The sequence below is a fragment of the Micromonospora sp. NPDC050795 genome (assembly GCF_044456785.1).
Classification (GTDB): Bacteria; Actinomycetota; Actinomycetes; order Mycobacteriales; family Micromonosporaceae; genus Micromonospora.
This window is the reverse complement of sequence record NZ_JBITGE010000024.1, coordinates 102639-112814: the sequence shown is the minus strand read 5'-3', so window position 1 is coordinate 112814 and position 10176 is coordinate 102639. Positions and strand designations below refer to the sequence as shown.

12 protein-coding genes are annotated in these 10176 nt (G+C 71.0%); 6 read left to right on the top strand and 6 right to left on the bottom strand.

Annotated features, from left to right (window positions below):
* Positions 1–91: 91 nt before the first annotated feature.
* The 3 genes from ACIBEF_RS21570 to ACIBEF_RS21560 form a co-directional block, all read right to left on the bottom strand.
* Positions 92–1948 carry an acyl-CoA dehydrogenase gene (locus ACIBEF_RS21570; RefSeq protein WP_396794973.1) on the bottom strand — a complete coding sequence of 619 codons (1857 nt, stop codon included), beginning with the start codon at positions 1946–1948 and terminating at the stop codon, positions 92–94.
* 129 nt (positions 1949–2077) lie between these two features.
* Positions 2078–3202: a PP2C family protein-serine/threonine phosphatase gene (locus ACIBEF_RS21565; RefSeq protein WP_396794979.1), complete on the bottom strand. Its 1125-nt coding sequence runs from the start codon at positions 3200–3202 to the stop codon at positions 2078–2080.
* Positions 3203–3306: 104 nt separating this feature from the next.
* Complete coding sequence (locus tag ACIBEF_RS21560; RefSeq protein ID WP_357228011.1) at positions 3307–3945, bottom strand: septal ring lytic transglycosylase RlpA family protein; 639 nt, start codon at positions 3943–3945, stop codon at positions 3307–3309.
* 187 nt (positions 3946–4132) lie between these two features.
* On the opposite strand from ACIBEF_RS21560, the gene ACIBEF_RS21555 reads away from it, so the two are divergent.
* From ACIBEF_RS21555 to ACIBEF_RS21545, 3 genes are read left to right on the top strand one after another with little or no spacing between them, the layout of a single operon-like run.
* Entirely contained in the window at positions 4133–4684 is a 552-nt protein-coding gene (locus ACIBEF_RS21555; protein ID WP_396794972.1) for a phosphoribosyltransferase family protein, read from the top strand.
* Between the two features lie 33 nt (positions 4685–4717).
* Positions 4718–5752, top strand: coding sequence for a questin oxidase family protein (locus ACIBEF_RS21550; protein ID WP_396794971.1), 1035 nt, complete (start codon positions 4718–4720; stop codon positions 5750–5752).
* Between the two features lie 57 nt (positions 5753–5809).
* Positions 5810–6241, top strand: a complete 432-nt coding sequence (locus ACIBEF_RS21545; protein WP_396794970.1) for an ASCH domain-containing protein — start codon at positions 5810–5812, stop codon at positions 6239–6241.
* Positions 6242–6307: 66 nt separating this feature from the next.
* Here ACIBEF_RS21545 and ACIBEF_RS21540 read toward each other — a convergent pair whose 3' ends face one another.
* Positions 6308–7189 carry an LLM class flavin-dependent oxidoreductase gene (locus ACIBEF_RS21540; protein WP_396794968.1) on the bottom strand — a complete coding sequence of 294 codons (882 nt, stop codon included), beginning with the start codon at positions 7187–7189 and terminating at the stop codon, positions 6308–6310.
* 47 nt (positions 7190–7236) lie between these two features.
* Here ACIBEF_RS21540 and ACIBEF_RS21535 point away from each other — a divergent pair, with 47 nt between their 5' ends.
* From ACIBEF_RS21535 to ACIBEF_RS21525, 3 genes are all read left to right on the top strand, one after another.
* A complete protein-coding gene (locus tag ACIBEF_RS21535; RefSeq protein ID WP_396794967.1) occupies positions 7237–7656 on the top strand; it encodes a hypothetical protein in 420 nt (139 codons plus the stop codon).
* 77 nt (positions 7657–7733) lie between these two features.
* Positions 7734–8438 carry a dihydrofolate reductase family protein gene (locus ACIBEF_RS21530; protein WP_396794966.1) on the top strand — a complete coding sequence of 235 codons (705 nt, stop codon included), beginning with the start codon at positions 7734–7736 and terminating at the stop codon, positions 8436–8438.
* Positions 8439–8470: 32 nt separating this feature from the next.
* Positions 8471–9115 carry a dihydrofolate reductase family protein gene (locus ACIBEF_RS21525; RefSeq protein WP_396794965.1) on the top strand — a complete coding sequence of 215 codons (645 nt, stop codon included), beginning with the start codon at positions 8471–8473 and terminating at the stop codon, positions 9113–9115.
* Positions 9116–9139: 24 nt separating this feature from the next.
* Here ACIBEF_RS21525 and ACIBEF_RS21520 read toward each other — a convergent pair whose 3' ends face one another.
* Both ACIBEF_RS21520 and ACIBEF_RS21515 read right to left on the bottom strand, forming a co-directional pair.
* Entirely contained in the window at positions 9140–9481 is a 342-nt protein-coding gene (locus ACIBEF_RS21520; RefSeq protein ID WP_396794964.1) for a VOC family protein, read from the bottom strand.
* Between the two features lie 99 nt (positions 9482–9580).
* Positions 9581–10165, bottom strand: coding sequence for a TetR/AcrR family transcriptional regulator (locus ACIBEF_RS21515; protein ID WP_396794963.1), 585 nt, complete (start codon positions 10163–10165; stop codon positions 9581–9583).
* Positions 10166–10176: the final 11 nt, after the last annotated feature.

The following is a 10176-nucleotide window of genomic DNA, read 5'->3' as shown; positions in this document are numbered from 1 at the left end:
CCACCCGCTACGACAAACTGGCCGTCCGCTACGAAGCCACCCTGACCATCGCCGCCATCAACCAGTACCTCCGAGCTTTATGAAACACGGGCTAGAAGGCCTCCTCCGAGAGGTCCATGATGTCGAGGTCGGCGCCCTCGATGATCCGCCGGTCGGCGCCGATGCGGGGCAGCACCTCACGGGCGAAGAAACGGGCAGCGGCCACCTTGCCGGTGTAGAACGCCTTGTCGCTGGCGGAGACCTCGCCGGCGAGCGCCTTCAGCGCCACATCGGCCTGCTTCTGGAGCAGCCAGCCGACCACCAGGTCACCGATCGCCAGCAGGAAGCGCCGGCTGCTCAGCCCGACCTTGTAGAGGGCGCGGGTGTCGCCGCCCTGCGCCTCGCCCAGCCAGCCGGTCATCACACCGAGGATGTTCTGCACCTCGCCGAGCGCCCTGCCGAGCGCCTGCCGCTCCTCCTTGAGCTGGCCGTTGCCCGCCTCGGTGGAGATGAACTCCTGGATCTCGCCGGCGACCGCCATGAGGGCCTTGCCGTTGTCCCGAACGATCTTGCGGAAGATCAGGTCCAGGCTCTGGATGGCGGTGGTGCCCTCGTACAGGGTGTCGATCTTGGCGTCCCGGACGTACTGCTCCAGCGGGTAGTCCTGGAGGAACCCGGAGCCGCCGAAGGTCTGCAGGGACTCGTGCCCGAGCATCTCGTACGCCCGCTCCGAACCGACGCCCTTGACCAGCGGCAGCAGCAGGTCGTTCACCCGCTTGGCCAGCTTGGTGGCCTTCTCGTCGCCGGCCGCCTCGGCGATGGCGACCTTGTCCTGCCAGGTGGCGGTGTAGAGAACCAGGGCACGCAGGCCCTCGGCGTACGACTTCTGCAGCAGCAGCGAGCGGCGCACGTCCGGGTGGTGGGTGATGGTGACCCGCGGCGCGGTCTTGTCCGCCTGCTGGACCAGGTCGGCGCCCTGCACCCGGTTCTTCGCGTACTCCAGGGCGTTGAGGTAGCCGGTGGAGAGGGTGGCGATGGCCTTGGTGCCGACCAGCATCCGGGCATACTCGATGATCATGAACATCTGGCGGATGCCGTCGTGCTTGTCGCCCAGCAGCCAGCCCTTGGCCGGTACGCCGTGCTCGCCGAAGGTCAGCTCGCAGGTGTTGGAGACCTTCAGGCCCATCTTGTGCTCGACGTTGGTGGCGTAGACGCCGTTGCGCTCGCCCAGCTCGCCGGTGGTCTCGTCGAAGTGGAACTTCGGCACGACGAAGAGCGACAGGCCCTTGGTGCCGGGGCCACCCACGCCTTCCACACCCACCGGGCGGGCCAGCACGTAGTGCACGATGTTGTCGCTGAGGTCGTGCTCACCCGAGGTGATGAAGCGCTTCACGCCCTCAATGTGCCAGGAGCCGTCCGGCTGCTGGATGGCACGGGCGCGGCCGGCGCCGACGTCCGAGCCGGCGTCCGGCTCGGTGAGCACCATGGTGGAGCCCCACTGCTTGTCGATGAAGAGCTTGGCCCACCGCTTCTGCTGCTCGTTGCCCTCGACCTCCAGCACGTGCGCGAAGGACGGGCCGGAGGCGTACATCCAGATCGGGGCGTTCGAGCCGAGCACCAACTCGGCGAGGGCCCACCAGAGCGCGCGGGGGGCGTTGGTGCCGCCCAGGTGCGGCGGCAGGTCCAGGCGCCAGAACTCGGAGTCCATGAATGCCTGGTAGGACTTCTTGAACGACTCCGGGAGCGGCGCGGTGTGCGTGCCCGGGTCGAACACCGGCGGATTGCGGTCGCTGTCCGTGTAGCTGGCGGCCAGGTCCTCGCGAGCGAGGCGATCAAGCTCGGAGAGGAAACTGCGGGCGGTGTCGGCGTCGAGTTCGGAGTACGGTTCCTGGCCGAACGCCTGGTCCGCCCCGAAGACCTCGAACAGGTTGAACTCAAGGTCCCGCAGGTTGCTCTTGTAGTGGGTCATGCTCGCTGGCCCCGCTTCCGGACAGGTGTTACCGATCAGTAACCCCGACTGTATTACTCGCGGGTAGGCAGCGACAAGCGGATCACCCAAGTGACGGCGATTACACACCTGCGGGCGCGGTCGGCCGGCTCAGCCCTCGGCGGCGCCGACCTCCCAGCTCGGGACGGCGACGGCCGCGCCGGCGCGGGCACCCACGTACTCCATCAGAACCAGCGCGATGTCGTCGTCGAGCCGACCGTGCACCCACTCGACCAGGGCGGTCTCCAGCGATGCCAGCCCGTCGGCCACGGTGCCATGGCCGAGCAGCCGCCAGGCACGGTCAGCGGTCGGGAAGAACTCGCCGTCCCGCCGCGCCTCGCCGAGACCGTCGGTGAACAGCAGCAGCCGGTCCCCGGGCTCCAGGCGTTCGACCCGGGGGCGGACCACCGGCATGAACCCGAGCGGAGGCGCCGGGGCCGGCGGTTCCAGCGGGATCACCGCACCTCGGCGTAGCAGCAGCGGTGGCGGATGCCCGCAGTTGACGATCGTGAGGGTGCCACCACGCTCCTCGACCAGTGCCGCCGTGACGAAGTCCTCGTCGCCGACGTTGCGGGCCACCGCGCGGTCCAGGTCGGCGACGACGGCCCGCAGGTCGGCCCGCTCGTACGCCACGTGCCGGTAGGAACCGAGGACGATGCTGGCCAGCCGGACCGCGTCCAGGCCCTTGCCCCGCACGTCACCGATGATCATGCGGACGCCGTATGGGGTGTCGATCGCCTCGTACAGGTCGCCGCCGATCTCGGCAGTCGCGGTGGAGGAGATGTAGCGTCCCGCGACCGAGAGCGTGCCCACCTGCGGCCCGAGCGGGCGCAACACCGCCTGCTGGGCCACGGCGGCGAGCTTGGTCAGCTCCACGATCCGCTCGGCCTGCCGCTGGCGAACCCAGGCCACCGCCACGGCCATTCCGGTGACGAGAGCGACCGCGACAACGTTGACCGAGGTGGCCAACGAAACCTTCGGCGCGACCAGCGCGAAACCGGCGCCGATCAGTGTCGCCGCGACGCCCACCCCCAGGACCACCAGCCAGGACGCCAGGGCGGCGGCGAGAACCGGCGCGGCCGCCAGGAGCGCGACGTAGTGCACCTTACGGCCGTCCGCCGCCTCCACCGCCGAGACGATCGCGAGCAGAACAAGGGCCGCGCCGAGGCCGGCGCGGGATCCGGGGCTCAGCGGGCGACGGCCCGACTGGAGGAGTCGCGTGGGTACGAGGGACAGTTTGCCTGATCCACGTGAACCGGTGAATGAACCTGACCCGTCGTCTGAGGAGGTTCTGTCCGGCCGGCCCAGTCGGTCGACCGAATCGGCGTCGCCACTCCCGCTCAGCCGAGGACCTCGTAGCGGACGGTGAGCGCGCCCACGTCGACCGACGCGATGCTGGCGAAGGCGGCCCGGGAGAGGTCCAGGCAGCGGCCGTCGATGAACGGGCCACGGTCGTTGATCCGCACCGTCACCGACTTGCCGTTGGCCGGGTTGGTCACGCGGACCTTGGTGTTGAACGGCAGCGTCTTGTGCGCGGCGGTCAGCGCGTCGGGGTTGAACGACTCACCGTTGGCGGTGAGCTGCCCGTCGGAGTAGAACGAGGCGCCGCACGAACCGCTCTCCAGCACCTTCGCCGCGGCCGTGGTCTTCTTGACGGTCGGCTTCGGCTTGGGCTTCGGCGACGTGGTGCGTTCCCTGCCCCGCGAGGCGGCCTGCTGCGACCGGGTCGCGGACGGGCTGGCGGTCACGCTGGGCGAGGCGCTGACGCTCGGGGTGGCGGCCGGGGAGCTGGGGGTGAGGCTGCTGGCGGCGGTGGTCGGGGTGAGGTCGAGAGCCACCTGCCCGGACTGGTCGGGGCCGGAGACCAACTGCACGGCACCTACCGTGCCGCCGACGGCGAGGGCGACGCCGACCGCCGCGGTGGCCACGATGCCCGCCGGGGAGGAGAAGATGCGGGTACGGGAGTGCTTGCCTGCCACCGGCCCGGTCCTTTCGTCGTCTGAACAAACCGGATCGGACCGTAACGAGAGAAGCACTTCCGAAGTCAACGTGATCATGGTGGTATGCCCGTATTTGCACAGATACGTGTAGCCGATCATCCGACCCGGGGTGGGCCGGGTGGCCCGGGTTCCGTCGCGCCCGCCGCCCGTGCCGCAGGATGAGCGGATGCCCGCCGATCTGACCGAACGCCTGGCCGCCCTGTTCCAGTGGATCGACCCCGGCCCGGGCACCAGTCACCTGGTCAGCGACATCTCCGGCTGGTGGCGGGACCCAGTGGTGCTGGCCGAGCTGGGGCCGGCCCTGGTGGCGCCGTACCGCGCCGCCCGGCCAACGGTGGTGCTCGCGCCGGCCGTCACCGGGCTCCTGCTCGGGCCGTTGGCCGCCACCGCCCTCGGGGTCGGCTTCGTGGCCGCACACAAGCCCGGTGACGGACGCCTGCCGGCCGGGCCACTCACCTGGGCACAGAGCCCACCGGACTATCGGGGCCGACGGGTGGACCTCGCCGTACGGGACCGGCATCTCGGCCCCGACGACCGGGTGCTGGTGGTGGACGACTGGGTGCGTACCGGTGCGCAGCTGCACGCCCTCTACGACATCTGCGCAGCCCGGGGCGCCGAGGTGCTGGGCACCGCAGTGGTGGCCGTGGACTGCCCGCCCGAGGTCGCGGCCGACCTACGGATCACCGGCCTGATCGACGCCGCGGATCTGCCGGGTTGACCTCAAGCGAGGTTGAAGAACGACGATCGGTGGATGAGCGAGGGAACACTGGACGAGGCGTACGAACGACTGCACCGCACCGGCCCGGAGTTCGAGGGCTGGCTGTCCAACCACGGGCCGATGGCCGTCGAGGCGCTGGTCCGGCACGGGCACCAGCAACGGGTGCACCGCTGGCTCGACGACTACCTCGGCCGACTCGATGAGCTGCCCCGGGGGCTGCACCCGATCGACGACTGGCGGGACGCGCTCGGCGACCCGAAGCGCGCCGGTGACTGGCTGGCCTACTTCGACCGGCAGTTGCGCGAACACCAGTGGCGTGACGTGCTCGGCACCTGGTGGCCCCGGCTGCTGCCGGGCATCGCCGCCGGCGCCACCCACGGTGTGATCCGGGTCGGGCACGCCGTACGCGCGCTCGAAGCGGACGAGGAGAACCCACGGCGGCTCACCGAGTTGGGCCAGGCCCTCGGCTACTGGGCGGCACGCTGGCAGCCGATCCCCGGCACCGACCGGCTGTTCACCGGCGATCCCGACGAGCCGGGTACCGACGACATCGACGTGGCGGGCGCACTGGCCGGGCTGCCCCGGATCGAGGACCAGACCGGAGGGGTCCGGGACCGGCTGGGCCGGCTGCCGGCCGTACCTCGGTGGGAGCCTGCGCTCGCGGCGCTGCGCCCCGCACGGAGCCCGGCCGAGGCGCAGCGAGGGCTCACCGCGCTGGTGCACCGGGCCGGCCTGGACTACCTGCGTTTCGGGCACACCGAGCCGGTCATGCTGGTGCACGCGGTCACCGCGCCGACCGCCGTGCTGCGTACCCTGCCGGCACTTGACCGGGCTCTGTGGGCGCCGAGCTTCGCCGCGGCCTGGGCCGCGACGGCGGCCATGACCTCCGTGTACGCCCCGGCCACCGGCATCGCGCCACCGACCGTCACCCCCGCGACGCCGTCGGAGGTCTTCGCCCGCGCGGCCCGCCACGGCGACGAGCACGTGGTCAAGCTCGCCGACGCGTACGCGACCAGTGCCGACGACCGGCTCCTCACCGCACCCGGCTACGCCGGCCAACTGATCTGAGCGGGGCGACGGGTATTGCGGCGGCGGCCGGGGTCGCCCTGGCCTAGCCTCGGCAGGATGTGGCCTCGGATCGGTGAACTGCGCGCCCTCGCCCTCGGCACCCCCGGCGAGTTGCGGTCGACCCTCAACACCCTGGTGCTGGCCGGTGTGAAGACCGCGACGGCCGGCCGGCTCGCCGAGTACGCGGAAGAAGGCGAGGAGTTGGAGCACGTCGGCGAACGCCTGGCCCTGGTCGACGACGACAACGCCCTGGCCGGCGTCGTGGAGATCACCGGAGTCGAGGTGGTCCGCTTCGCCGACGTGCCCTGGGACTTCGCCCACGCCGAGGGCGAGGGTGACCGCTCGATCGAGGAGTGGCGGGCCGGGCACTCGGCCTACTGGGCGCGGCTCGGCACGCCGGTCGACGGCGACACGCCGATCGTCTGCCTGCGCTTCCGCCTGGTTTCCGGCGGCGAGGGCGGTGTGGCCAGCGGCGACCTCGGCACCTGACGCGGCGGCTCCCAGCCGGGTCGATGCGCTGGCTACCCACCGGGCCGACGTGTCGGCCTGGCGGGCTCAGTCGCGCAGTTGTGGCAGCAGCCGCGTCGCCACGTCCACCAGGACGGACTCGTCACCGGCGTACCAACTGCTGACGCGTGGCCAGTGCGTCACCACGTCGGTGAAGCCCAGCTCGGCGGCGCGGCCGACCTGGTCGGCGAAGAACTGTGCGCTGCTGAGCGAGAAGACCGGCGCGGCATCCAGCGAGAGGTAGCGGTCCAGGCTGGCCGGGGCACGGCCGGCCTCGTCCAGGGTCCGGTCCATCCGCGCGGACAGCGCCGACACACTGGCCCACCAACCCTCCAGGTCGTTGTCGTCACCGGTGCCGGTGGTCACCCACCCCTGCCCGAAGCGGGCCACCAACCGCATCGACCGTGGCCCGTTGGCGGCCACCACGAAAGGCACCCGCGGCTGCTGCACGCAGCCGGGGTTGTTGCGGGCATCCACAGCGGCGAACCAGTCCCCACGCCAGGTGGTGCCGTCCTCCCGAAGAATCAGGTCCAGCAACTCGGTGAACTCGGCGAACCGGTCGACCCGCTGACGAGGCGGCAGCGTCTCACCACCCAGCACCGCCGAGTCGAAGCCGATGCCACCCGCTCCCAGACCGAGCAGCAGACGACCGGCGGAGACATCGTCCACAGTGGTGATCTGCCTGGCGAACGCGGCCGGGTGCCGGAAGTTCGGCGACGCCACGAGAGTGCCCAGTCGAATCCGCGAGGTCACCGTGGCAGCAGCGGTCAGCGTGGCCATCGAGTCGAACCACGGGCCGTCGACCAGGTCACGCCAACCCAGGTGGTCGTACGTCCAGGCGTGGTCGAAGCCCCACTCGTCGACCTGCCGCCAGCGACGCTGCGACTCCGCCCACCGCTGGTCCGGCAGGATCACGATGCCAATCCGCATGATCGCCACCCTAGTCGGGCCGGCCACCCGCGCCCTACCCTCCGGTGGTGCCCTCCGAAGCAACTGCCGCCCGCGTACCCCCGGCTCGCCGGTTCCGCATGATCCGGACGGTGGCGTTGCTGGTCGGGGTGGTCGTTCCGTCCCTCATCCTGCGGGAGTTGGTCGAGTCCCGGTTCGGCCGCGGGCCGCTCGCCGACCTCAGCGCGGTCGCGGTGCCGGTGGCGGCGACCGCGTGGCTCGCGCCGTACGCCTCCTATCGGCGACGCGACGCCCTGCTCTGGCTGATCGGCCCGGGCATCTACGTCTTTACCGTGATCGCCTGGCGGGTGGCCCTTGCGCCCTACCGGGACTGGAGCCCCCGCCCGGAGGAGAAGGCCCGGATGCGCTGGTCACGCGACCCGGAACACGCCGGGCAGTGGCACCTGACCGAGCCGACGAGTGGCACAGGTCACACTTCTTCCCGGTAGGGACGCCGCGTTCGGCTCCGACCCCTCGGGGAGCGGCACCCAGGCGGGGTGTCGACCGAGGAGAGGACCAGAGCGCGATGACGAAGGTGACCGCACAACTGTCGGTGTCGGTGGACGGCTTCTACGCCGGGCCGCAGTTCGACGGGAACGGCAACTGGATGGACTCGGAGGAGAGCGCGAAATTCTTCCGGGTGACCCGGTGGGCGACCGAGGCGGCGGCCTGGCGCGAACGGCAGGGCTTCGCCGGCGGGGAGCAGGACACCAACTCCGAGGTGATCGCCGAGTCGTTCGGCGCGGCCGGCGCGTACGTGATGGGGTGCCGGATGGCCGACGGAGGTGAGATCCCCTGGGGTGAGGAGCCGCCGTTTCGCGCGCCGGTCTTCGTCGTCACCCACCGCCCTCGCCAGCGCCTGCTGCGGGGAGGCGGCACCAGCTTCACCTACGTCACCGATGGCGTGGTCAGCGCCGTCGAGCAGGCGCGCGCTGTGGCCGGTGGCAAGGATGTCGCGGTGGCCGGGGGCGGCGGCCTGGTGCGGCAGGTGCTCAAGGCCGGCCTGCTCGACGAGTTGGAGCTGCACGTCGTACCTGTCGTGCTCGGCACCGGCCTGCGCCTCTTCGACGCGGACCTCGACCTGGGCGACCGGGAAGGGCTCGAGCTGACGCCGACCCGCGTCCTTGCCACCCCACAGGTGACCCACATCCGGTACGCGGTGCGGGGTCGCGCCCCGCTCGTGCTCGACGACCGGGGCAGCGGAGGCGGCCCGACGGTGACCGCGAACTGAACCACGGCCCCTCGAAGGAAGGAGGAGAAACCATGCCGCAACTGTTGCGGGTGCAGTGCTTCAACGTCTCGCGCGACGGGTTCGGGACCGGAGAGGGGCAGAGCCTGGAACGGCCCTTCGGTCACGCGGACCCCACCCCGCTGTTCTCCTGGCGTTCCGCCACCGCCAGCTTCGTGTATCGCACCGAGCCGGGTGGCAGCCGTGGCCTGGACGACTACCTGACCCGCGACGCCGAGTGCAACATCGGCGCGGAGATCATGGGCCGCAATAAGTTCGGCCCCCAGCGTGGCCCCTGGGAGAACCTTGACTGGCAGGGCTGGTGGGGGGCCAATCCGCCGTTCCACACGCCGGTCTTCGTGCTCACCCACCACCTACGCCCGTCGTTCAGCCTGTCCGACACCACGTTCCACTTCCGCGATGTCAGCCCGGCCGAGGCACTGGCCGAGGCGAAGCAGGCGGCCGACGGTCGAGACGTACGCCTCGGAGGTGGGGTCGCCACCATCCGCGAGTTCCTCGAGGCCGATCTGGTCGACACGATGCACATCGCCGTGGCGCCCGTCGACCTCGACCGGGGCGAGCGGTTGTGGGACAGCCCTGACGAACTGCTCGACCGCTTCCACCTCGAGTCGGTGCCCAGCCCCAGCGGAGTCACCCATCTCCTGTTCTGGAGACGATGACCGCGCCCTTCCCGGCGCTGTCGTCTACAGCCGCGCCAGCACCAGCAGGCGGTTGCCGTCGGGGTCGGTGACCCGCGCGGACCGCTCACCCCAGGGCTGGTCGACCGGCTCCTCGGTGACCGTCGCCCCACCCGTGCGCAGCGCGCCCACCGCCGCGTCGCAGTCGTCGGCGTAGACGCACAGCTCCCAGCGGTGTGAGTCGGCCGGCCCGCCAGCCTCCGGGTTGGCGGCCAGGCCGAGCTCGCTGCTGCCCAGTCGGAGGGCGACGAACTCCGGTGCGCCCTCGTCCGGGAACCGGTAGGTCAGCTCGAAGCAGACCACGTCCCGGTAGAACGCGATCAGTCGTGGCAGGTCAGGTGTCGTCACGATCGGAAACGCTTCGGTGAACACGGACCACCTCCAAGCCGGACCCTAGCCGCTGCCGGGTCCAGCAGGAACTACCACTGTCGATCCCGGCAGATGTCATCACTTCGCTGGAACACCTGGTGTGGTGCGGCGCAGGCCGGCGAGAACGAGAGTGATGACGCCGTCCGCGTCGGTTCGGTAGGTCGGGTGGTCGTAGGCCGCACAGATGCCGTGGAGGGTCATCATGACGGCGCCAGCGCCCACGTCGTCGCGGATGGTGCCGGCCTTGGCGGCGGCGGCCAGGAGGTCGTCGATCACCTGGCCCAGGGCTTGGGCACCCTCTGCCAGCGCACCCGATTGGGTGGCCATGAGCGTGGCGAGTGTGCGGGCGAGGCCCTCGTGGCGGTGCAGGTGGTCCACGAAGCCACGCAGGAAGGATTCCAGCGCCTCGTCGGCGGGGAGGGTGGCCTGCAGCTCGCGGGCGCGGTCACACATCGCGGTGAGTTCTTCGCGGTAGACCGCCTCGGCCAGGGCTTCCCGGGTGGGGAAGTGGCGGTAGAGCGTGCCGGTGCCCACGCCAGCGAGTTTGGCGAAGTCGTCGAAGCGCAGGTTGAAGCAGCCGCTGGCGAAGAGCTCGCGGGCCTTCGCGATCAGGGCGTCCCGGTTGCGGCGGGCGTCGGCGCGCAGTGGCTTGGCATCGGTCACGTGGGGCTCCA